24 protein-coding genes are annotated in these 23,993 nt (G+C 30.4%); 14 read left to right on the forward strand and 10 right to left on the reverse strand.

All coding sequences use genetic code 11. From position 1 onward, the window contains the following. From ACOQN8_RS11675 to ACOQN8_RS11685, 3 genes are all read left to right on the forward strand, one after another. A partial coding sequence (locus ACOQN8_RS11675) for a T9SS type B sorting domain-containing protein (RefSeq protein WP_420552822.1) occupies positions 1–2,083 on the forward strand: 2,083 nt, incomplete at its 5' end. Positions 2,084–2,134: 51 nt separating this feature from the next. After that, positions 2,135–3,040: a PorP/SprF family type IX secretion system membrane protein gene (locus ACOQN8_RS11680; RefSeq protein WP_150901277.1), complete on the forward strand. Its 906-nt coding sequence runs from the start codon at positions 2,135–2,137 to the stop codon at positions 3,038–3,040. A gap of 12 nt (positions 3,041–3,052) precedes the next feature. Then, positions 3,053–5,206, forward strand: coding sequence for an OmpA family protein (locus ACOQN8_RS11685; protein WP_420552823.1), 2,154 nt, complete (start codon positions 3,053–3,055; stop codon positions 5,204–5,206). Positions 5,207–5,593: 387 nt separating this feature from the next. On the opposite strand, the gene ACOQN8_RS11690 is transcribed toward ACOQN8_RS11685, so the two are convergent. The 6 genes from ACOQN8_RS11690 to ACOQN8_RS11715 all read right to left on the reverse strand — a co-directional run bounded on the left by ACOQN8_RS11690 (position 5,594) and on the right by ACOQN8_RS11715 (position 12,606). Further along, the gene (locus ACOQN8_RS11690; protein ID WP_272152073.1) at positions 5,594–6,733 is read right to left on the reverse strand and encodes an energy transducer TonB; all 1,140 of its coding nucleotides are present in this window, start codon (positions 6,731–6,733) and stop codon (positions 5,594–5,596) included. 150 nt (positions 6,734–6,883) lie between these two features. Beyond that, positions 6,884–7,564, reverse strand: coding sequence for an energy transducer TonB (locus ACOQN8_RS11695; RefSeq protein ID WP_420552824.1), 681 nt, complete (start codon positions 7,562–7,564; stop codon positions 6,884–6,886). A 74-nt stretch (positions 7,565–7,638) separates the two neighbouring features. Then, positions 7,639–8,301, reverse strand: a complete 663-nt coding sequence (locus ACOQN8_RS11700) for an energy transducer TonB (RefSeq protein WP_420552825.1) — start codon at positions 8,299–8,301, stop codon at positions 7,639–7,641. A 182-nt stretch (positions 8,302–8,483) separates the two neighbouring features. Further along, positions 8,484–9,413, reverse strand: a complete 930-nt coding sequence (locus ACOQN8_RS11705) for a peptidylprolyl isomerase (RefSeq protein WP_272152076.1) — start codon at positions 9,411–9,413, stop codon at positions 8,484–8,486. 57 nt (positions 9,414–9,470) lie between these two features. Beyond that, entirely contained in the window at positions 9,471–11,024 is a 1,554-nt protein-coding gene (locus ACOQN8_RS11710; protein ID WP_420552826.1) for a hypothetical protein, read from the reverse strand. Further along, positions 11,017–12,606 carry a peptide chain release factor 3 gene (locus ACOQN8_RS11715; RefSeq protein WP_150901271.1) on the reverse strand — a complete coding sequence of 530 codons (1,590 nt, stop codon included), beginning with the start codon at positions 12,604–12,606 and terminating at the stop codon, positions 11,017–11,019. The genes ACOQN8_RS11710 and ACOQN8_RS11715 overlap by 8 nt, the downstream gene beginning before the upstream one ends. Before the next feature lie 107 nt (positions 12,607–12,713). Here ACOQN8_RS11715 and idi point away from each other — a divergent pair, with 107 nt between their 5' ends. From idi to ACOQN8_RS11730, 3 genes are read left to right on the forward strand one after another with little or no spacing between them, the layout of a single operon-like run. Next, positions 12,714–13,235 carry an isopentenyl-diphosphate Delta-isomerase gene (gene idi, locus ACOQN8_RS11720; RefSeq protein WP_272152078.1) on the forward strand — a complete coding sequence of 174 codons (522 nt, stop codon included), beginning with the start codon at positions 12,714–12,716 and terminating at the stop codon, positions 13,233–13,235. Position 13,236: 1 nt separating this feature from the next. Beyond that, entirely contained in the window at positions 13,237–13,650 is a 414-nt protein-coding gene (locus tag ACOQN8_RS11725) for a 6-pyruvoyl trahydropterin synthase family protein (protein WP_272152079.1), read from the forward strand. A 3-nt stretch (positions 13,651–13,653) separates the two neighbouring features. Continuing rightward, positions 13,654–14,625, forward strand: coding sequence for a type I phosphomannose isomerase catalytic subunit (locus ACOQN8_RS11730; protein WP_420552827.1), 972 nt, complete (start codon positions 13,654–13,656; stop codon positions 14,623–14,625). 58 nt (positions 14,626–14,683) lie between these two features. Here the strand turns inward: ACOQN8_RS11730 and ACOQN8_RS11735 are convergent, their stop codons facing one another. After that, positions 14,684–15,034, reverse strand: a complete 351-nt coding sequence (locus ACOQN8_RS11735; protein WP_150901268.1) for a hypothetical protein — start codon at positions 15,032–15,034, stop codon at positions 14,684–14,686. A gap of 478 nt (positions 15,035–15,512) precedes the next feature. Here ACOQN8_RS11735 and kdsB point away from each other — a divergent pair, with 478 nt between their 5' ends. The 5 genes from kdsB to ACOQN8_RS11760 all read left to right on the forward strand — a co-directional run bounded on the left by kdsB (position 15,513) and on the right by ACOQN8_RS11760 (position 18,178). After that, the gene (gene kdsB, locus ACOQN8_RS11740) at positions 15,513–16,247 is read left to right on the forward strand and encodes a 3-deoxy-manno-octulosonate cytidylyltransferase (protein ID WP_235274166.1); all 735 of its coding nucleotides are present in this window, start codon (positions 15,513–15,515) and stop codon (positions 16,245–16,247) included. Next, on the forward strand, positions 16,240–16,926 hold the full coding sequence (locus ACOQN8_RS11745) for an HAD family hydrolase (protein ID WP_150901266.1): 687 nt from the start codon (positions 16,240–16,242) through the stop codon (positions 16,924–16,926). Before kdsB ends, ACOQN8_RS11745 begins: the two co-directional genes overlap by 8 nt. Before the next feature lies 1 nt (position 16,927). Next, entirely contained in the window at positions 16,928–17,557 is a 630-nt protein-coding gene (locus ACOQN8_RS11750) for a CatA-like O-acetyltransferase (protein ID WP_420552828.1), read from the forward strand. Between the two features lie 21 nt (positions 17,558–17,578). Then, on the forward strand, positions 17,579–17,845 hold the full coding sequence (locus ACOQN8_RS11755; protein WP_150901264.1) for a hypothetical protein: 267 nt from the start codon (positions 17,579–17,581) through the stop codon (positions 17,843–17,845). Between the two features lie 135 nt (positions 17,846–17,980). Next, positions 17,981–18,178, forward strand: coding sequence for a hypothetical protein (locus ACOQN8_RS11760; RefSeq protein ID WP_150901263.1), 198 nt, complete (start codon positions 17,981–17,983; stop codon positions 18,176–18,178). A 195-nt stretch (positions 18,179–18,373) separates the two neighbouring features. Here the strand turns inward: ACOQN8_RS11760 and ACOQN8_RS11765 are convergent, their stop codons facing one another. Genes ACOQN8_RS11765 through pdxH form a run of 3 tightly spaced genes read right to left on the reverse strand, consistent with a single transcriptional unit; the run spans position 18,374 to position 20,446 of the window. Beyond that, complete coding sequence (locus ACOQN8_RS11765) at positions 18,374–19,270, reverse strand: Ppx/GppA phosphatase family protein (RefSeq protein ID WP_150901262.1); 897 nt, start codon at positions 19,268–19,270, stop codon at positions 18,374–18,376. Between the two features lie 8 nt (positions 19,271–19,278). Continuing rightward, the gene (locus tag ACOQN8_RS11770; protein WP_299123174.1) at positions 19,279–19,767 is read right to left on the reverse strand and encodes a SixA phosphatase family protein; all 489 of its coding nucleotides are present in this window, start codon (positions 19,765–19,767) and stop codon (positions 19,279–19,281) included. A 31-nt stretch (positions 19,768–19,798) separates the two neighbouring features. Beyond that, on the reverse strand, positions 19,799–20,446 hold the full coding sequence (gene pdxH, locus ACOQN8_RS11775; protein ID WP_150901260.1) for a pyridoxamine 5'-phosphate oxidase: 648 nt from the start codon (positions 20,444–20,446) through the stop codon (positions 19,799–19,801). 236 nt (positions 20,447–20,682) lie between these two features. Between pdxH and ACOQN8_RS11780 the strand changes: the two genes are divergently transcribed. From ACOQN8_RS11780 to ACOQN8_RS11790, 3 genes are all read left to right on the forward strand, one after another. Next, positions 20,683–22,839: a TonB-dependent receptor gene (locus ACOQN8_RS11780; RefSeq protein ID WP_150901259.1), complete on the forward strand. Its 2,157-nt coding sequence runs from the start codon at positions 20,683–20,685 to the stop codon at positions 22,837–22,839. Positions 22,840–22,939: 100 nt separating this feature from the next. Next, positions 22,940–23,359 carry a DUF2141 domain-containing protein gene (locus ACOQN8_RS11785; RefSeq protein WP_235274161.1) on the forward strand — a complete coding sequence of 140 codons (420 nt, stop codon included), beginning with the start codon at positions 22,940–22,942 and terminating at the stop codon, positions 23,357–23,359. Positions 23,360–23,365: 6 nt separating this feature from the next. Further along, positions 23,366–23,992, forward strand: coding sequence for a hypothetical protein (locus ACOQN8_RS11790; protein WP_150901257.1), 627 nt, complete (start codon positions 23,366–23,368; stop codon positions 23,990–23,992). The last annotated feature ends 1 nt before the right edge of the window (position 23,993 follow it).

The raw sequence follows: 23,993 nt of genomic DNA on the forward strand, positions 1-23,993 counted from the left end.
TGCGATTTTCCCAGCAGGAAATACTACAGTAATTTGGACTGTGACTGATGCCGCAGGAAATGCAGTAACATGTGCTCAAACAGTAACTGTAAATTGTATAGATACTGATGGTGATGGTATACCAGATGTGACTGATGTAGATGATGATAATGATGGAATTCCAGATACTGAAGAAGGAACAGTAGATACTGATGGAGATGGAATTATTGATAGCTTAGATTTAGATAGTGATAATGATGGTATTTTAGATGTAGATGAAGGAGGTAATGGTTCATTAGATATAAATGGAGATGGAGTTATTGATTCTAATGATTCAGGATTTGTTGATGCTAACAATGATGGTCAAGCAGATGGATCAGTAGATGCAAATGAAGAGCCAGATACTGATGGAGACGGAGTACCAGATTATAAAGATTTAGATAGCGATAATGATGGTATTAATGATGTGATAGAGAATGGAAATGGATCATCAGATACGAATGGAGATGGAGTTATTGATTCTAATGATACAGGAGGGGCAGATTCAGATGGAGATGGAATAGCTGATAGTGTAGATGGAAATACAGCTGGATTTGGAGAAGGAAACTCAGGAAATGGAAATACAGTAGATACTGATGGAGATGGGATACCAGATTACCAAGATTTAGATAGTGATGATGATGGTGTAAATGATGTTGTAGAAGGAGGAAACCCAGATAGAGACGGAGATGGTCAAATAGATGATGCATTAAATGATTCAGATGGAGATGGTATTCCAGATAACTCTGATGGATTCAATGGGCATGGAGATGCTAATGATCCACCTGCTGATTCAGATTCAACTGATCCAAATAGTGGAGGAAATGGTACTGTAGGGGATAGTGGTACAGATTCAGATGGAGATGGTATTGCAGATAGTGAAGATGCATTAGATGGATTTGGAGATGCTATTGATACAGATGGAGATGGTATTGCAGATAGTATGGATTTAGATGATGACAATGATGGAATTCCAGATACAGAAGAAGGGACAGGAGATACTGATGGAGATGGAATAATTGATAGTTTAGATTTAGATAGTGATAATGATGGTATCTTAGATGTAGATGAAGGAGGTAATGGTTCATTAGATATGAACGGAGATGGTGTAATTGATTCTAATGATAGTGGGTTTGCAGATGCAAATAATGATGGTCAAGCAGATGGTTCAGTAGATGTAAATGAAGAACCAGATACTGATGGAGATGGAGTACCAGATTATAAAGATTTAGATAGCGATAATGATGGTATTAATGATGTGATAGAAAACGGAAATGGATCATCAGATATTAATGGAGATGGAGTTATTGATTCTAATGACGGAGCTTCAGGAGCTGATTCAGATGAAGATGGAATAGCTGATAGTGTTGACGGAGATGATGCAGGATTTGGAGAAGGGAATTCAGGAGATGGAGATACAGTTGATACTGATGGAGATGGAGTACCAGATTACCAAGATCTAGATAGTGATGATGACGGTGTTAATGATGTAGTGGAAGGAGGAAATTCAGATATTGATGGTGATGGTCAAGTAGATAATCCTCTAGATGATACAGATGGAGATGGAATAGCAGATAGTGTTGATGGATTAGACGGTTTTGGAGATGCTAACGATCCTAATAACGATTCAGATTCAACAGATCCAAATAGTGGAGGAAATGGTATTGTTACTGATAGTGGAACTGATGCAGATGGAGATGGAATAGCAGATAGTGTTGATGGATTAGATGGATTTGGAGATGCTTATAATGATGACTGTATCAAAGATGAAAATTATATTATTAGTCCAAATGGTGATAATTTAAATAATTATTTGCATATTGAATGTATTGATAATCCTGAGTATAGAAACAATACACTTGAAATTGTTAATCGTTGGGGTAATATTGTATACAGAGTAAAAGGTTATTCAAATATTGATAGTAATAAGAGGTTTGAAGGTATTTCAAATGGAAGAGCAACTATCAGTGTAGACGATAAATTACCAGTAGGAACTTACTTCTATAAGTTAAATTTAGGTAATGGATCACCAATAAGAAAAGGATGGATTTACATAAATCGATAAAAATTAGTATTTTAACAGTAGAATAAATTGATGTATAAAAGTTAAAGTTAAATGAAATTAAACCTAATCTTAGTATTTAGCATATGTTGTGTGTTTATTATAAATGCACAACAAGACCCTCAGTATACACAATACATGTATAATACTATGAGTGTAAATCCCGCTTATGCCGGATCTCGAGGCCACGGAGTTATTACTGCAATTGGTAGAACTCAATGGGTTGGTTTTGACGGTGCCCCAGAAACACAAAATTTAAGTTATGATACTCCTTTAGGGTATTCAGGTTTAGGTTTAGGTGTAAATTTGGTAAATGATAAAATAGGACCATCCCACGAAATTTATTTAGATGCAAATCTATCTTATACAGTAGAAACAAGTGATTTAGGAAATTTAGCATTTGGTTTACGTTTAGGAGGTAGATGGTTGAATATAGACTGGACTAAAGGTAGAGTGCAAGATGCTGAAACCTTTCCCCCAGTTAATAGATTTTTACCAACTATAGGAGCTGGTATTTATTTTCATAAACCTGAATGGTATATTGGTTTATCAGTTCCTAATATCTTAAGAAAAGAACATTACGATGCAGATACAGCTGTAGGTGAAGTAGCTGTAGAACGAATGCACTTTTTCTTAATAGCAGGTTATGTTTTTGATATAAATGAAGATTTAAAGTTTAAACCAGCAGCTTTATTAAAAGGTGTTTCTGGAGCTCCATTATCATTAGATGTATCAGCTAATTTACTATTTAATGAAAAGTTTAGAGTTGGTTTAGGTTGGAGATGGGGAGATTCTATAAGTGGACTTTTAGGATTTCAGGTATCAGATTCAATGTTAATAGGTTATTCTTATGATTTAACAACCTCAAATTATAATGTCGTTAATTCTGGAACACATGAAATTATGCTACGTTATGAGTTATTAAGAGAAATAAGATACAGATCTCCTCGATTTTTTTAAAAATAACATCTTATGAATTTAAAGAATACTTTATTACCAATATTATTAATGGTAGTTATTGCTGGTTTTGGACAAAGCAAAAAAGTAGCAGACCGTTATTATGATGAGTTTTCTTATGTTCAATCAGCAAAACTTTACAAAGCGTTAATAGAGAAGAAAGGAGATAGTTCTAAGCATGTAATAAGCCGTTTAGCAAATTCTTATTATAATAATGTTGAAACAGAAAAAGCTGAAAAATGGTACAAAAAGTTAGTGTCAATTTATAAAGATGATTTAGAGGATAGATATTTATTTAAATACGCTCAAGTACTTAGAAGTAATGGAAAATATAAAAAATCTGATTCTATTTTTTTAACGTTAGCTTCATCAGAAAATAATAATAGAAAGAAAGAATTAAAAAAAGAAAATTACTTACTAGATTATTCATCTAATAAAAACGTAAGAATAGGAATTAGAAATTTAGCAATTAATACTCCTTTTTCTGACTTTGGAGGAATGTTGTTAAATGGTAAATCATATTTTACTTCAGCAGTGCCAAAAGGAGGTAAGAGAGAAAGAATTTACAAATGGAATAATCAACCATTTTTGAATATTTATAGTGCTGAAGAAGAAATTCAAACACTAGAGGAAAATGTAAAAGATACAGTTTTAACGTTAGTTAGACCTCGTTTAATAGATGTACCTATTAGTTCAGATTATCATGAATCAACACCTATATTTACCAAAGATGGCAAAACTATTTATTTTACTAGAAACAATGTAAGTGGTAAAAAAGTAGGAAGAGACAAAAAGAATACATCAAATTTAAAAATCTATAAGGCGAATTTTATCAGTGGTTTTTGGATGAATGTAAGAGAATTGCCGTTTAATGGAGATGAATATTCAGTTGGTCATCCAGCATTAAGTCCCGATGAAAAAACATTATACTTTGTGTCTAATATGCCTGGAGGTTTTGGAGCGACAGATATTTATAAAGTTGCTATTTTAGATGATGATGAATATGGAGAACCAATTAATTTAGGAGAAACAATTAATACTTCAGATAAAGAGATGTTTCCTTTTGTAGGTGAAGACAATACCTTATATTTTTCTTCAAATGGACATTTAGGCTTAGGATTGTTAGATATTTTTCAATCAAAAATAAAAAATGATTCTATTTTTTCACCTATTAAGAATTTAGGATATCCATTTAATAGTAAGAGAGATGATTTTTCATTTTTTATAGATGAAACTGGTAAAAAAGGGTTCTTTTCTTCTAATAGAAAACAAGGAAAAGGAGATGACGATATTTATAGTTTTTTCATATATACCGATCCACAAATATGTAAACAATCTATCGAAGGTATAGTAACAGAAACAGTAAATAATACACCAGTAGATGGAGCAATTGTTAAGCTTTTTGATTTACAAGGAAAGGTAATAAAAGAAGCGATATCAGACTTTAATGGTAAGTATGTATTTAATGACATTTTATGTGATAAAAATTATAATATTCTTGCCAGTAAGTTAGATCATAAAACAACAGGTAAAAGAATGATAAAAATAATTAAAGGAAAGCCAACAAGTGTAGATCTAAATTTAATTCCTTTAATTGTTGGAAACCAAATTGTAATTAATCCTATTTATTTTGATTATAACAGAGCTATTATTAGAGAAGATGCACAATATGAATTAGAAAATATTGTCACAGTTATGACTAATCACCCAGAAGTGGTAATTAAAATTGAATCACATACAGATAGTAGAGGTCCTAGTGATTATAATAGAAAGTTATCTGATAGAAGAGCAAAATCTACAAGAGATTACATTTTATCTAGAGGTATAGAAAAAAATAGAATTATTAGTGCCATAGGATATGGAGAAGATCAACTGTTAAATGATTGTAATGATGCTAATAAAAGAAAATGTACAGAAGAAGAGCATCAAAAAAACAGAAGATCATATTTTTATATAGTTAAAGGAGTTGATAAGATAAAAGCTAGACAAGAAGCAGAAAAAATAGCTGTACAAAAGAGAATATCTAAAAGAAACAATTTCTTAGATTTTTTAAGAAAGAATTTTAAAAAATCTAAAAGCGATAGAGCAGAGGATAATAAATGTTATAGAGACTCAGAAAGAGATTGTGATGATAAGAAAAATATGATTATAAAGAATTATAAGAATTAAATAATTCTTTGATAAGTTTTCATAAACCTCTTATAAAGTAGTTTTATTAATCGATTAATTTTGATTTAAACTAGGGTTATAGGAGGTTTTTTATATCTATATATAAGATTCATTGATTTATATATTATTGAGCTTAAATAAGTGTTTTTATAACTTTATTAATAGTCAAAATAACCTCTTATCAAAAAAAATATCGATATATTAATAAAAGAACTATTATTAGTAATAAATAGTAGTTGTTATGAAATAGATATTATAAATAGAAAGATAAGAATAAACTAAGATTTTAATTAAACTTACTTCTACTAACACATCTTTTCAGGTATTTAAAAGCATAAAAAAAACGGATCATTTGATCCGTTTTTTTATTATTATTTATATAAACTCTTAGTTAAGAGTAAAGTTTACTGGAATGTAATATTCTACGTTAGCTACTTTTCCGTTTTGCTTACCAGGAATGAAAGTAGGTAATTTAGAAACCATTCTTTTAGCTTCTTGCTCTAATAAATGACCATTTTTAGGACCTTTCATTCTAATGTTACTTACTTTACCGTCTTTACCAATTATAAAACGTACCCATACTTTTCCTTCTATATTCTGCGCAGCTGCAGCATCAGGATAGTTAAAGTTTCTTTGAATATGGCTTACCATTCTTTCGTTAAAACAGTTAATCTTTTGAACGTCAGAAACTTTTAAACATGCTTTAAATTGAGGTATACTTTGAACTTGAGAAAACTTAACAAAGTCTGTTATTAATGTTTCTTTAGCAGGAGCTTTTACAACAGTTTTTGGAGTAGCTTTCTTCACTACTTTTTTAGCTGCTACAACATTGTTAGTAGTTTTAGCAGTTTTAGTAGGGTCTCTAAAAGTAATAGGAACACCATACTTAACTTTAACATTTCTTCCATTATGCTTACCAGGAATAAATTTAGGTAAAGTATTGATAATTCTGCTAGCCTCTTTTTCTAATGATTCTCCTCCTTTAGGCCCTCTTAATTGAATAGATTCTACACTACCTTGCTCGTTTATTGTAAACTGAACTAAAACTCTCCCCTGAACTCCTTTATCAAGAGCTTCTTGTGGATATTTGAAATTCTTCAAAATGTGCTTAGACATTTGAGTTTCAAAACATTTAGCCTGCTTTATTAATGGAACATTATTACATTTAGTAAATAAAGGAATCTCTTCAACTAAATTGAAAGGTACTTTTTCTATAGTAGAAGAATTATCTTCTAATTCAAGTTTTCCAATCAATAAAGAATTCTTCTTAACATCAGCAACTTTCTGAGTAGAGTTCATTGATCCTACAGCAGAAACAGCTTCTTTGTTCTTACGAACTACACGTCTTCTTGTAGAAACACTAATTGATAATTGCTTTTTATCTCCATCTTTACCATCCTCAATAGCACACTTAGTTATACTATTTGGATCAGCAATTGAATCATCAGGAGTATCACATTTTTCTTGTTGAGAAACAGCCATTGTAGACACTAGCATAGCTGCCACTAGTAAAGGGAATTTCTTCATAATAGTACTCTATTTAAGGGGTTAACAAGAAGGTTAACGTATTATTAGGTTGTAAATGTATGAAAAAATAGAAAACAAGCAAACTTATTTAAACTTTTTTTATAAACAAGTTAAATTACTGTAAAATAAGGTGTTAGTTTTGGTCCATGTTTAAGAACTCTTTTTTGGCATTTTGAAGATAATAGGTAATGCATATTTAACATTAACTTTATTACCGTTATGTACACCTGGGATAAATTTAGGAAGTTTAGCTATTAATCTTGTTGCTTCAGCTTCTAATAACTCTCCTCCTTGAGGACCTCTTTTCTTAATATCAATTACTTTACCTTCCTTATCGATAGTAAATTGAACTAAAACTTTACCTTCAATTCCTTGTGTAAAAGCTTCTTTAGGATAATTAAAGTTATTAATGATATGTTTTATCATTTGTTGTTCAAAACATTTAGATTGACCTAAAAGAGGCGTGTTTTCACATTTCTTAAATAATGGAATTTGTTCTACCAAATGAAAAGGTATCTTTTTTAAAGAAGATACAATATCGTTTTTAATGTTAAGTTTCTGTACGTTTAAAGTATTGTCTTTTATGTTTTTAACTTCATTGGAAGCATTTAGCGAAACGTTAGATTGTCTTACTTTTCTATGCCTTTTTCTAGTCGATAATTGCTTACTATCTGAATTTTCAAGAGCTTTCTTTACATCTTCAATAGAACATTTGGTTACACTAATACTATTAGGATCAGCAATATTCTCATTAGGTGTCTCACATTTTTCTTGAGCTATAGCAATTGTAGAGATAAATAAAGCTATAACTATTGAAAGGGGAAATCTCATAGTTAGTTTTTAAAAGGGTTATTTTGGGAGTGTGAAAATAATATAACGTTATGATATATTGAGTGTTTGGTATATTAATTTAATGTTAAGTTAAGAGGAAAAGAATAAGTAACTACAACTGGAATGCCTTGTACTTTACCAGGAGTAAAGTTTGGAAGTTTATTAAGTATTCGTATTAACTCTTTGTTTAGTAGTTTGTTATGTTTTTTACTTTTGATTCTTGGTTTTATAACTTTACCATAAATATCAATACTAAATTGAATGAATACTTTATCCTTAATTGACTCATCAAGAAACTCATAAGTAGAAAATTTTTTAGAAAAATGAGTATTTATTTTTTCTTTAAAACACTTAACATTATCTTTTCTTGTAGAATTTTTACATGAATTAAACATTGGGATTTCTTCCACAAGATTAAAAAGAACTTCTTTTGTTGCATTAGGAAGTTTTAAAACAGTTTTATTGTTTTGTATTCCTAAATCAATATTGTTTCCTTCTACTTTTAGTTGACTTGATTCTTGTTTATTAGCAATTTTCTTGAGAGGTCTCTTTCTAATTATTCTTGTTCTGGTGATTTTTTTCGTATAATCTTCTTTTTCTTCAATTTCACATTTTTTAACAGATATTGTATTTGGGTCAATAGTATTTTCTTTTTGAGTTTCACATACATTAACCTGACTATAAATGTATAGTACATTAAATAGATAGAATAGTGGAATAAGTATAACCTTTTTCATTTTAAATTGTCTTAGTTGTATTGCACTGTAAAGATGAAAAAGCTTTTTATTGTTTTGTTTAAGAGAATATAATATATGCTTTAATTAATGTTTGATTAAAAGTTAAGAAAGTTAATTTATGGTAAATAAAAAACTCCCTACTTAAGTAGAGAGTTTTTGAATTATGTTTTATTGAAAGTTGTTTACTTAACATTCATTAATTCAACATCAAAAATTAACGTTGCATTAGGAGGAATTACTCCACCTGCACCAGCTTCACCATACGCTAAGTTAGAAGGAATAACTAAACGGGCTTTATCACCAACTTTTAATAATTGAATTCCTTCATCCCAACCAGCAATAACTTGTCCTACACCAATAGCAAAGTCAATTGGTTGTTTACGCTTGTATGAAGAATCAAATACAGTTCCATCTAATAATTGACCTTTATAGTGTACAGAAACCATAGCTCCTTTAGTAGCTTGTTTACCTTCACCATTTTGTAAGATTTTATAGCGTAATCCAGAAGGAGTTTCGTCATAACCAGCAGCAACAGAATCTAATAATTCTTTTTGCTTAGCTAAAGCTTCTGCTTCACGTTTTTCACGAGCACCTTCAAAAGTTCTAAAAGCTTCAACAGCGTTAAAGTTTTCAGCAGTTTCACCTACACGAATAATTTCAACATCCATACTATCACCTTGTTCAACAGCATCTACAACCTCTTGTCCTTCAACTACACTTCCAAAAACAGTATGCTTACCATCTAACCATGGTGTAGCTGTATGAGTAATAAAAAATTGAGAACCATTTGTTCCTGGTCCAGCATTTGCCATAGATAATTTTCCAGGAGCATCGTGTTTTAAATCAGGGTGAATTTCATCATCAAATTTATAACCAGGATTTCCAGTTCCCGTACCTTGAGGGCAACCACCTTGAATCATGAAATCAGCGATAACACGGTGAAATTTTAATCCATTATAATAAGGAGTACCTTGAGGTTTAGCCGAGTTTTCTAAGTTACCTTCTGCTAAAGCAACAAAGTTACCAACAGTTCCAGGTGTTTTTTCATATTCTAAATTCACTAAAATATCACCTTTAGGTGTTGTGAACTTTGCGTAAATTCCGTTATCCATTTTTATTTAATTATCTTATTTATATTGAATAATGTTTTTTCCGAAGAAAAAGCAAAATTAGTTTTTTACTGATAAAGTTGAAAGGTTAAAATTTAAACCTATGTTAATATTGTTAGAGTTTACATTTCCAAATGGAGAATAGTAACGTCCACCAGAAATTGAAAGAGAGGCTCTGTTAGTTATATCATAATTTAATCCAATTGCTGGACGAATAATAATTCCTTCGTCAGTATCTACACCAGCACCACCTCCTGCACCAGCCATAAATTCTATAAAGCCACGAAATTTATTATTTATAAAGTATGGAGAATATATTCCTGCACCAACTAATCCGTGTGCATAACCACCAGAACGGCCTTCATAAGCAAAACTAGCTTCTCCAACAATATATAACCATTTGTTAAGATCATAACTTACTTTTAAGGCTATCGATTGTAAATCAATACTTTTTGCTCCAAAAGTATCATCTGTTTTGGCAACATCTAAATATGTTTGATTTTCAATACCAATTCTTATTCCTTGTGTATAATAACTATTATTCTCGTCTTTATTCGTTTTAGTCCCTCCATTTAAACCAAAATATTTTAAACCAAAACCAACAGTGTAAGCTTCTAAATCACCATTAATAGCTCTATAATATCCTCCATGTCCACTTAATGCTAGTTTGTTAGATAATTTTAAGTCAATACCAGCAGATGGATAAATCATTAAACCTCCTTCGGGAGCTACACGACCTCCAGCTGCACCAATTCCTAGTTTACCAAATATATTAATGTATTTAGATTGGTAAGGATGATATCCTGCTCCAAAAAATAAATCCATAAAACCAGCTCGTAGACCTTTATAAATAGCATCGGTATGAGCAAATAGAAAAGTGTTATCGTTTAAATATTTTTGATACTCAAATCCAATAACATATAATGTTTCTGTTAAAGGGTCACCATTATCTTTTTTAGAATTTCCAATTGGCCTGAAAAAATCAAAGCGAATTTGCTGAGCGTTTTTAACAGTTGGTTTACTCCAAAAGCTATCAGGGTCGATATTGTTAGCTACAAAGTTTTGATGTGCTTTTTTATAATCAGTAAAACGTAAAATACTCGGTATTTCAATAAAGAAAGAAACAGAATTACTTTTTATTTCACCAGAGTAAAAGTTAACATGACTATATTGGATACCAAAGGAGTAATTGTTCTTTTTGTATTGTAATCCTATATTTGGATTGATGAAACCACCATCATTAACTAAATAGCGATATCCGCCACCACCACCAAAATGGAAGTTAGCATCAAAGTATAGATTATTATATATTTTTTTATTAATTCCTAATTCAGCCCCAAGCGTAAATAATCCTCCTTGATCTCCTGTAACAGCAAAGTGAAATGCGGCCCCACCATATAACCAATCATTTAAAGGAACTTGGTAGTGCAAACCAGCTAACCCCATAGTTGATTTTAATCCTGGGAATTGATTAGAAGGCATCTCAACAGGAATAAAATTCAAACGAACTTTATTATGTAATTCAGTACCTTTTAAATTAGATAAATTTTCCTGACCTTGAGAGAAGACAGAAAAAAGGACTAGGAAAAAGGCTATTATGTAATGTTTATTCAAACTCACTTGTGAAATGTAATTTTACAGTTGGATATTTACTTTGTGTCATTTGAATGGTAAAAGCAGAATCAGCTAAAAAGACTAATTTACCTTGTTTATCTTTAGCTAAATAACGTTGCTTTACTCGTTTAAACTCTAAGAATTCTTCATTTTTAGGATCTTCAGGTTGTACCCAACAAGCTTTATGTACTGCAATATTCTCATAGGTACATTTAGCACCGTATTCATGCTCTAAACGATATTGAATTACTTCATATTGAAGAGCACCTACAGTACCAACAATTCTACGACCGTTCATTTCTAGAGTAAATAATTGAGCCACACCTTCATCCATTAGTTGATCTAAACCTTTATATAGTTGTTTAGATTTCATAGGGTCTGCATTGTTTACATAACGGAAGTGTTCTGGTGAAAAACTAGGAATCCCTTTAAAGTTTAATTTTTCTCCTTCTGTTAAAGTATCACCAATTTTAAAGTTTCCAGTATCGTGTAAACCAACAATATCACCAGGGAATGATTCATCTACAATTTCTTTCTTTTCAGCAAAGAATGCATTAGGACTAGAGAATTTAACTTTCTTTCCATTACGAACATGTAAGTAAGGAGCATTTCTTTTAAAGGTACCAGATACAATCTTTACGAAGGCTAAACGATCACGGTGTTTTGGATCCATATTAGCATGGATTTTAAATACAAATCCAGTTAGTTTTTCCTCTTTAGAGTCTACTAAACGTTCTTCTGCTTGTTTTGGTTGAGGGTTAGGAGCAATATCAATAAAGCAATCTAGTAATTCCTTTACTCCAAAATTATTCAATGCAGAACCAAAGAAAACAGGTTGTAAATCACCTTTAATATATTCTTCTTGGTCAAATTCAGGATATACTTCGTATACTAATTCTAATTCTTCACGAAGTGTTTCTGCTGCAGCTTCTCCAATAATGTTATCTAGTTCAGGATTGTTTACATCATCAAATTCAACTCCTTCAGAAATTGTTGTTTTATTTTCTCCAGAAAATAGGTTTATTTTTTTCTCCCAGATATTATAAATTCCTTTAAAGTCATATCCCATTCCAATAGGGAAACTCATAGGAGTTACTTTTAAGCCTAACTTTTGCTCAACTTCATCTAATAAATCAAAAGCGTCTTTACCTTCACGGTCTAATTTATTAATAAAAACTAGCATTGGTATTTTACGCATACGGCAAACTTCTACCAATTTCTCTGTTTGAGGCTCCACACCTTTAGCTACATCAATTACAACAATAACACTATCTACAGCAGTTAATGTTCTAAATGTATCTTCAGCAAAATCTTTATGCCCAGGAGTATCTAGGATATTTATTTTTTTATCCTTATAAATGAAAGCTAATACAGAAGTAGCAACAGAAATTCCACGTTGACGTTCAATTTCCATAAAATCGGAAGTAGCTCCTTTTTTTATTTTATTATTCTTTACAGCACCAGCTTCTTGAATAGCTCCTCCAAATAATAATAATTTTTCAGTTAAAGTAGTCTTACCAGCATCAGGGTGAGATATAATTCCAAACGTACGTCTTTTTTGTATTTCTTCTAAAAAACTCATCTATAAAATTTAAGGCTGCAAAGATACGTTTTAAAGTGGAACTGTTCAAAGGTTTAATTGTTGAACTGACTTCTATTTTGTAAGTTTGCTTCTCGTATATTTTTAGAATGAAAGAACAAGTAATATTAGTAGATGAACAAGACAATCCTATAGGATTGATGGAAAAAATAGAAGCGCATGAAAAGGCGTTATTACATAGAGCTTTTTCTGTTTTTGTTTTTAATTCAAAAGGAGAGTTGATGCTACAGCAAAGAGCTGCAGAAAAATATCATTCTCCATTATTATGGACAAATACTTGTTGTTCTCATCAAAGAGATGGAGAAACATCTCTAGAAGCAGGTAAGCGTAGATTACAAGAAGAAATGGGGTTTGTATGTGAACTAGAAGAAGTATTTTGGTTTATTTATAAAGCACCTTTTGATAATGGTTTAACAGAGCATGAATTAGACCATGTAATGGTTGGAAAGTTTGAAGGAGAACCTAAAATAAATAAAGAAGAAGTAGAAGCATACAAATGGATGCCTTTAGAGGATGTTAAAAATGATATAGAAAAGCAACCAGAGATCTACACTGAATGGTTCAAAATAATATTTAAAGAATCCTACGAAAAAATATCAAAATTTATATAATATGTCAAGGGTAACCGTACATAGAAAAGCTCATTTTAATGCTGCTCACAGATTGTTTAATCCTAAATGGTCAGATGAGAAGAACTATGAAGTTTTTGGAAAATGTAGCAATCCTAATTATCATGGGCATAATTATGAATTAATTGTTTCTTTAACAGGTGAAGTAGATAAAGAAACAGGGTATGTTTATGATCTTGGAAAGTTAAAAGAATTAATAAAATCAGAAGTAGAAGAAGCTTTTGATCATAAGAACCTAAATGTTGAAGTAGAGGTTTTTAAAGAGTTGAATCCAACAGTTGAAAATATATCAATTGTAATTTATAATAAATTACGTGTAAGTATTCCTAAGAATTTAGACTTAGAAATAACGTTATATGAAACCCCTAGAAATTACGTCACTTACAGAGGAGAATAATATATGATAAACCAGTTATTAAGATTTACCCCGATTTTAAAAGAAAAAATCTGGGGAGGAAATAAACTACAAACAATACTTAACAAAGAAACAGATAAGAGTAATATTGGAGAAAGTTGGGAGATTTCCGACGTTGAAGGAGATGTTTCAATAGTAACCAATGGCGATCTAAAAGGGCGAAGTTTAAATGCTCTTATAAAAGAACACAAACAGGACATTGTAGGAGAAAAGGTTTATCAAATTTTTCAAGATAAATTTCCATTACTTATTAAATTTATTGATGCTAAGAAGAAATTAAGTTTGCAAGTGCATCCTAATGATATTTTAGCACAAAAGAGACATAATTCTCTTGGGAAAACCGAAATGTGGTATATAGTTAATGCTGATAAAAAGGCTAAAATTATTATAGGGTTTTCTGAAGAAACAAATAAAGAATCTTTTCTTCAAACTATTGAATCTGAAAATGAATTAGAGTTACTGAATGTTGATTATGTAAAAAAGGGAGATACTTTTTTAGTGCCAGCAGGAAGAATACATGCAATAGGAAAAGGTGTTTTATTAGCTGAAATTCAAGAAACTTCCGATATTACTTATAGAATTTCTGATTGGAATAGAAGAGATGCTGAAGGAAATAAAAGAGAATTACATTTAGATTTAGCAGTTGATGCAATTGATTATTCGGCAAAATCCAATTATAAAGCTGAATATATTAAGAAAAAGAATGCACCATCTAATATTGTAGATTGTAAGTATTTTACCACAAACTTTTTACACTTAACAAAAGATTTACCGGTAGATCATTTCGATAAAGATAGTTTTGTAATTTATATGTGTGTAGAAGGTTCAGCTACCTTTGTGTATAAGGATAAACAAGAAACATTAGAAATGGGCGAAACCATTTTAGTGCCGGCTTGTTTAAAGAAAATGAACATTGTAACTGATAATGTAAAGCTTTTAGAAGTTCATATAAAATAAAAAACAGACTCAAGGTAAAACCCAAGAGTCTGTAAACAAACTAAATCAACTTAACGAGTTAAGAAGCTTTTAAAAGACTGTAACCAAATACAGCTTTACATATAATATTTTGTTGTTTTTCTTCTTTCTTTGATACAGTTATGTTTAAAACAATTTCAGTATCGCTCAATTTTTTGACATTATTTTTTATGATAAGTTTATCATGTAAATAAGCATTTTTAAGAATGTCGAATTCAATGCTTTTAAAATTTAAACGAGAAGTATTTTTATAAAAACTAAGGGAAGAGTGTAAGCTCGACTCAATTTTATTATATAAAATAGAAGTCTTTAATGTTTTGTTTTTACCAACTTGTTTTTTACTAACAACAAATTGTGAAGCATTTTTTTGAGGTGCTATATGTGTGTGCATTGTATTATGGGTTTAAGAGTGGAAACTTAAGTTCTCTAAAAAAGTGATTTTGCTTTGAGTTAATTGTTGAATAATACATGCCAATTCGTTTTGTGTTTTTTACTGTGTTCATAATGGTTAAAATTTAAAATGTTACTAAATAAAAAAGGTGCTTTTTGTAAAAAAAGCACCTTTTGTAGTTTATATGATTTATCTATTTTTAAAATCGTCTATTATATCTGTTTTGAGAAGTACTTTTTTTAATATATACATATTGTTTACGCATACAGTTATTATACGTAATCATGCCGATTGCGTTTAAAATGGTCGTATATGTATAAGTAAATAACTTCATAAGAGTACCAAATGTAGTAAAAGTTTTCTGAAAACAAAGAAAATCTAAAAATATTAGTGTTAAAGTTTTATTAGAGCGTGTTTTTTTAATTCTTTTTAAGAAGCATAAAATTGTATCTTTGATGTATATTATAGAAAAGAATTTATGAAGATTATTGCAATGATACCTGCTCGTTATAGCGCGTCTCGTTTTCCGGGAAAATTAATGAAAGATTTAGGAGGTAAACCGGTAATTGTAAGAACCTATGAAGCAGCAGTAGAAGCAAAATTATTTGATGAAGTTTATGTGGTAACTGATTCTGATGTTATTTATAAAACAATAGAAGAAGCAGGAGGAAAAGCAATAATGAGTTTAAAAGAGCACGAATGTGGTTCTGATAGAATTGCAGAAGCTGTAGAAAACTTAGATGTAGATATAGTAGTAAATGTCCAAGGAGATGAACCTTTTATAGATACAACCTCATTGTCAAAGTTAATTCAAGCTTTTGAAGAAGATGCTAACGAGGAAATAGATTTAGCATCGTTAAAAGTTGCAATGACCGATATGGAAGCTGTTCAAAACCCTAACAATGTAAAGGTGATTACAGATGTCAATAATTTTGCAATTTATTTTTCAAGAAGTGTTATTCCATATCACAGAGATAAAGAGTTAGAAGTAACTTATTTTAAACATAAAGGAGTTTATGCTTTTAGAAAAAAAGCTTTGATTGATTTTTATCATACACCAATGACTCCAATAGAAGCAGCAGAGAAAATAGAATGCATTCGATATTTAGAAGTAGGGAAGAAGATTAAAATGATAGAAACCTCTGTTGAAAGTATTGGAATAGACACACCAGAAGATTTAGAACAAGCCATAAAGCTAATAGGAAATGAATAATATAAAAGTAATTGCATTTGATGCAGACGATACCCTTTGGGTAAATGAAACTTATTTTCGTGAAGCAGAAAATGAATTTGCAAAAATTCTATCGGACTTTGAGACTGAAAATAAAATTCACCAAGAATTATTTAAGAAAGAAATAGATAATTTAAGAATTTACGGTTACGGAGTTAAAGGTTTTATGCTATCTATGGTTGAATGTGCTTTGGAATTGTCAAATCATAAAATAAGTCAGCAAAAAATAACTCAAATACTTGATATAGGTAAAGATATGTTAGAAAAACCTATTGAGTTATTAGATGGGGTAGAGGAAGTTTTACAGCAATTACATGGAAACTATAAATTAATTGTAGCTACTAAAGGTGATTTATTAGATCAAGAAAGAAAACTAGAAAAATCTGGAATTCTAAAATATTTTCATCATACAGAAGTAATGAGTGAAAAGAAAAAGCTAGACTATCAAAAATTGACAAAAAGATTAGATATTAATCCGTCAGAGTTTTTGATGATAGGAAATTCTTTGAAGTCAGATATTTTACCGTTGATTGAAATAGGAGCTTCTGCAATTCATATTCCATTCCATACTACTTGGGCACATGAAGAAGTATCTGAAGAGCAAAAATCAGATAAGTATAAAACAGTAGCTAAAATTTCTGATGTTTTAACGTATTTATAGAATGAAGTATTTAGATATAGAGAGCTGGAAACGAAAACAGCACTTTGAACATTTTAGAACTTTAGCTGATCCAACTTTTGGACTTGTAGCAGATGTAGAAGTTTCTAAAGCTTATCAATTAGCTAAAGAAAAAGGACAGTCTTTTTTTGTAAAGTATTTACATGCTTGCTTAGTTGCTTTGAATGCAGTTGAAAGTTTTAAATATAGAATAGAAGAAGACGGTAGAGTGGCCATTTATGATGTTATAAATGCTTCAGCAACTATTGCAAGACCAGATAATACCTTTGGTTTTTCTTATATAGAGTTTTCAGAGAGTATCGAGGAGTTTAATCGTAATTTTTTAGAAGAGAAAGAAAGAATTATAAATTCAAATAATTTATTTCCGCCAAAATACTCACCAGGATGTATTCATTGTTCAGCATTGCCTTGGGTAAGTTTTTCGAGTCATAAAGAACCATTTTCAGGAAATAAAAATGATAGTGTTCCGCAGTTAGCTTTTGGGAAAATTAAAAAAGAACATGGTAAAATGTTAATGCCAATTGCAGTAAATGTAAATCATGCATTGATTGACGGATATGATGTAGGACAGTTTTTTGAAAAATTTCAAGCTGAATTAGATAAAATCAACTAATTTTGCAGCAAAATAATAATTATGGCAAGCATAAAAAATTTAAAAAAGGATATAGATTATACATTAGGAGATATTCTTGATATCACTAATTTAGCAGCTCAGTTAAATTCAAATGTAGATTTAGAAAAGTCTGAAGCTATTAGAAATGAAATTTTTGAGGTGTATGATGATTTAATAGCTAAAGTTAATGCTAAAAATGTAGAGAACAAAAAAGCTCATTTTAAAGGTATTAGTGCTGAGTTAGAAACTAAGGCAAACGCTTTATTAGACAAGGTAAATAGCTTATAATTTTATAGTTAATTAAAGTATTTGAAAAGCGAGATTTTAATAAGTCTCGCTTTTTTTTGTAAATTTTAACATACAAGAAGGAATAAAATATTGTAAATTACGTTCTGTTATAAACAACTATTTTATCCCCTTATTATGGCAAGAGCAATGTACGAATACACAAAAACAGTATTAAAGAAAGTAAGTTTTAATACTGATTTATTTTGTAGAGAACTTGAAAAAGCACTTAATAGACTGTTACCTTACGAGATTGAAGAATTGACTATTTGGTTAAAACAGTATACAGCAAATAAACCTGATTTATATGTTTGTTTAGCTTTAGTAAAAAAATAAAATGTTGAATTTATTAAATAAAAAACCGAGCGTAAGCTCGGTTTTTCTTTTGATTTACTTTGTTAGAAGTAAAGTAGTTTTAGAATTATTTTGTTAATCGATGTGAAAACAAAGACGACTAATCTTTCATCAATTTTTTTAATCTATTTTACTACTAACCTTATGACACTTCCATAACTGAAAAGTCACAAAAAATTATAATTTATTTAAGTATAAGCTTTTTATAATACCATCTGACAATCCAATTTTAGGAACATAAATTTTTCGCGCTCCACTCCATTTCATTGCTGAAAGGTATATTTTAGTTGCAGGAACAATAACGTCGGCCCTATCTGGGTTTAAACTTAATTCAGATATTCTTTCTTTATAGCTCATCTTTTTCAAGAATTGGTATTGAGCATTCAAGTAAATATATGAAATAGGTTTTCCAGCATCTCTACCAGACATTTTAAACAATTTATTAATATTTCCTCCAGATCCTATTAAGGCAATACGTTTATAGTTTTGAGTATTTTCCTCAATCCATTGTTGTACTTTCTTAAAAAGAAGTTTGTTTTCAGATTTTTTATTGTTAATCAATCGAACAGTACCAATTTTAAATGATTTTGAATTGATAATCTTTCCTTTAGAAAATAAAGTAAACTCGGTACTACCACCTCCAACATCTACATATAAATAGGTTGCGTCAGATTCTATTAATTCATTTAAATCAGTAGAGAATATAATTGCGGCTTCTTTTTTTCCGTCAATAATATCAATTTCTACATCTGTTTTTTCTAAAATGGTTTTGGCTACTTCATCTCCATTTTCAGCTTCTCTCATTGCTGAGGTTGCACAAGCCTTGTATCTTTCAACTCCATGTACTTTCATAATTAATTTGAAAGCTTCCATGGCATCAATCATCCTACTAGTATTTTCTTCTGAAATAGCTCCAGAAACAAAAGAATCTGCACCCAAACGGATAGGAACACGAACTAAAGAAGATTTTTTAAATAAGGGTTCTTTATTTTTTTGTTCTATAACATTGGCAACTAAGAGTCTTACTGCATTAGATCCTATATCTATAGCGCCATATTTTTTTATTTTCAAAATATATAATTTTATCTATGATTCTTTGGAAACTCAACTAAGGTAGTAACACCTTTCTTAATGTTTTTCCAATGTTTTTCATTAAATTGAATACCAATAACTCCACAGGTTGCTACATGCGCTATTGGTTTGTCACCAAATTTATTAACAAAACTGTTAATACCATGGTCGTGACTAAATATTATAGCACTATTAAAACTATCGTCTAATGCTTTAACGGTTTTTACTAAATAGCCATCACTAAAACTATACAATTGTCGTTTAATTTGCAAGTTTGAAAGCGGGTAGCCAAAGTTTTCACAAAAGATTACTGCGGTATGAAGAGCCCTGTTTGCACTACTTGAAACAAAAACATCTGGTTTATTTATTTCTTTAGCAAGATATTTAGATAATAGATGTGCATCATTAATACCACGCTCTTTTAGAGGCCTGTCAATGTCTGCTACACTGTCATATTTCCAAGAAGACTTGGCGTGACGAACGATATAAAGTGTTTTCATTTAATTTAATAAAAGCTTTGTAAATATAAAACTATGGGGCTAAACGTTCAAGTTTCCAAGAAAAATCTTTTTGCAAGGTATATCGAATGCGATCGTGCATTCTATTGGGGCGCCCTTGCCAAAATTCAATAGAAACAGGTTTTACCATAAATCCTCCCCAATGTGGAGGACGTGTAATTTCTTTACCTTTAAACCTTTCTTCGGTTTCTTTTAATTTATTATCTAGTTCTTCACGAGAAGCTACTACTTCACTTTGATTTGAAGCCCAAGCTCCTAATTTACTACCATCTGGTCTTGATTCAAAATAACCGTCCGATAAGTTCTCTGCTAGCTTTTCTGCTTTTCCTTTTATAATTATTTGCTGCTCTAAGCCTGCCCAGAAAAACGATAAGCATACATTATTGTTTTTTACTATTGCCTTTCCTTTCTCTGAATTGTAATTGGTATAGAATACAAAGCCTTCCCAAGTGTATTTTTTTAATAATACAACTCTGTTTTTAGGAAAACCGTCCAATCCTAAAGATGAAATGGTCATAGCATTGGCTTCATCTACCATTTCTGATTCATCGGCTACAAAAAACCAATCTCTAAATAGTTCAATTGGGTTTTCTGGACAATGTTCTTTTAACAATTCCTTTTTTTCGTATGATTTTCTATAATCGCTTAAATCGTGTGACATTATAAATTTTTATACTGTGTAAAAGTACGATTTTATATAGTGTTAGTGGCTTTTTCGTTTGTAAAATTTAGCAAGATTTGGAAAATAGAAAGCAAGAAATGTCAAGTTTCAAACATGAAGTGCGAGTTAGTTTTGTGCAAGAAAAACAGTTCGTCAATATAATTATACAGTTGGGTATTGTTTTTTACTTTAAAAATTAAAAAGAGCGCAGTTTTGTCCTATCAAATAACAAAACAATGAAACAACTATTATTTATTTTAGCTTTATTTATTCAGTGCAGCATATTTGCTCAAACTACTATTTCAGGAAATGTAGTAGATGAAAAGGGTGTTCCAATTGAAGGAGCAAATGTATACTTAGATGGTACGTATGATGGTACTTCTACTGATACTGAAGGAAACTTTTCTTTTAAAACTTCTGAAAAGGGTACTCAAGTTTTAACCATTTCTTTTATTTCTTTTGAAACGTTTATTAAAACTGCTGATGTAACACAACTAAAAAATGTAAAAGTCAAATTAAGAGAAGACGTTAATACTTTAGATGCTGTTAACATTAATGCGGGAACTTTTGAAGCAGGAGATAATGCTAAAGTTACTGCCTTGAAACCTTTGGATATTGTCACTACGGCTAGTGCTTTGGGTGATTTCGTAGGAGCTTTACAAACACTTCCTGGTACTTCTGCTAATGAAGAAGATGGGCGTTTGTTTGTGCGTGGAGGTGATGCTAATGAGGCTCAAATTTTTGTTGATGGTATTCGTGTGTTTACTCCATATGCTCCTTCAGCAAGAAACATTCCTACTCGTGGTCGTTTTTCTCCTTTCTTATTTAAAGGAATCAATTTTTCTACTGGTGGTTACTCTGCTGAATATGGTCAAGCTTTGTCGAGTGTACTATTATTAAATACAAATGATGAGGCTTTAGAAGAAAAAACTGATTTGTCTTTTATGACTGTTGGTTTAGGCGTTGGAAATACTCAAATTTTCGGAAAGAACTCTTTAAGTGTTAATGCTTCTTATATAAACTTAGCTCCATATCAAAACTTATTTCCTGACAGAAATAAATGGAACAGACCTGTTCAAGCTTTAAGTGGAGAAGCTGTGTATAGGTTTAAGTTTGAAGATGAGTCGATATTAAAATTATATGGTGCTTTTAGTTATACTGATTTTGATATGATTCAGGATGATATTAACTATGTTGATGGTTTTCGTTTTGGCTTAAGAAATAGAAACTTATACTTTAATTCTTCGTATAAAAATAGTTTTGGAAATGGATGGAAAATTAGAACTGGTTTCAGTTTTACTAATGATCATTCTGATATCAATGTTTTAGATGATAAAGTTATTGATGAAGAAAACTCTGCTCATATGAAAGTTGCTTTGCAAAAACGTTTTTCTAACAGATTTAAATTAAACTTCGGTGCTGAGTATTTTATTACAGACTTTGCTGAAGATTTTAGAGGAGCTACTAGCGGAAACTTTAACTATGGTTTTGATAATAATATTGTTGCTACTTATGCTGAAGCTGATATCTTTTTTTCTAAAAAGTTAGGTTCTAAGATTGGGGTTCGTGGTGAGTATTCTGAATTGTTAAATGAGTTTACAGTTTCTCCAAGAGTATCGTTAGCCTATAAGTCAGGTGAAAGTTCTCAGTTCTCTTTAGCATATGGTCGTTTCTATCAGAATCCTAAGAATGATTATTTAAAGTTTAATACCAATTTTAAAGCTGAAAATACTTCTCATTTTATAGCAAACTTTCAGTATGTGAAAAACAAGCAGATTTTTAGAATTGATGGTTATTACAAAAAGTATAATGATTTAGTGAAGTACGATACGAATTTTGCCTTGCCTACATCTAATTATTCTAACTTGGGTGAAGGTTATGCTAAAGGTATTGATGTGTTTTGGAGAGATAATAAAAATATTAAGAATACCGATTATTGGATTTCGTACTCATTTTTAGATACTGAAAGAGATTATAAGAATTATCCTACCAAGGCAACTCCTAATTTCGCTTCTTCTCATAATGTTTCTGTAGTTGCTAAACATTGGATTGCCGATTGGAAAAGTCAAGTTGGTTTTAGTTACAACTTTGCTTCTGGTAGAACTTATACGAACCCTAATGAACCTGGTTTCTTAAACAATAAAACAAAGAACTATAATTCGGTAAGTGTAAACTGGGCATATTTATTGAGTCAACAAAAAATTCTGTATTTTTCTGTAAACAATGTTTTAGGTACTCAAAATGTTTTTGGATATAATTATAAAAATACGCCTAATGTTAACGGAACTTTTGATAGACAAGCTATTACTCCAAATGCTGATACCTTTTTCTTTGTTGGATTTTTCTGGACAATAAGTGATAATAAAAAAGACAATCAATTAAATAATTTATAAGTTTTACAGTTCAGTATTATAATTTAACAACTCAGAATAATTTATTGTTTCATACTAAAGAAGTTATTGATATTTGAACACACAATTAAAAACCAATACTATGCAAAGAATCATTTTACTAACCGTGCTAATTTTTGGAGGAATGTTAAGTACTCTAGCACAAGATAATCACACGATAACTATTGATTTCACAGGAATGAAATCTGATAAAGGAAGTTTGTTTGTAGCCTTATACAATTCTAAAGATTCTTTTTTAAAGAATGGTTATAAAGGGGAAATTGTTAAGATTAACGAAAAGAAAGCCACTGTACAATTTAAAGATGTTCCTTCTGGTACTTACGCAGTTTCTTCTTTTCACGATGAAAATGATAACAAAAAAATGGATACTAATTTTATTGGTATTCCTAAAGAACCTATAGGGATTTCTAACGATGCCAAAGGGTTTATGGGGCCTCCAAAATACAAGGACGCTAAGTTTGAAGTAAACAAAGACATAACACTATCAATTAACGTAAAATAATAAAACATGAAAAAAGTAATTACAATAATCATATTGGTTTTCGCTACTAATATGTTCGCACAAAGTCAATATGAAAAGGGAATGACCAAAGCTTTTGATCTTTGGGAAAATAAAAAGACTGCTGAAGCTTCTCAATTATTTGAAAGAATTGCAAAAGCTGAAAAAAATAATTGGTTGCCTCCATATTATGCAGCTACCATTGAAATTTTAGGAAGTTTTCAAATTAAAGAAGAAGCTAAGTTAATTGCTAAGCTTACGAAAGCTCAAGAGTTTTTAGATATGGCAAAAGCTGTTTCTCCTAACAATCCTGAGATTTTAATTACTCAAGCATTTTTAAATGTTGGCTACATGGCTTTTGATGGAAAAAAATATGGAATGACTAAGTCTATGGCAAATGCTAGTTTATATGCTAAGGCTTTTGAGTTAGCTCCTAATAATCCAAGAGTTGTTTTAAGTAAGGCAGAATCTGATATGGGAGCGGCTCGTTTCTTTGGACAGTCTACCGAACCATTTTGTAAAGATGTTAAAAGAGCTATTGAACTTGCTAAGAAAGAAAAAATTAGTCAGAAATTTTACCCAAGGTTTATGATGAAAAGGGCTGAGGGTGTGTTGAAACAATGTGAGAAAAAATAAC

The sequence above is a fragment of the Tenacibaculum aiptasiae genome, from assembly GCF_965221665.1.
GTDB classification, from domain to species: domain Bacteria; phylum Bacteroidota; class Bacteroidia; order Flavobacteriales; family Flavobacteriaceae; genus Polaribacter; species Polaribacter aiptasiae.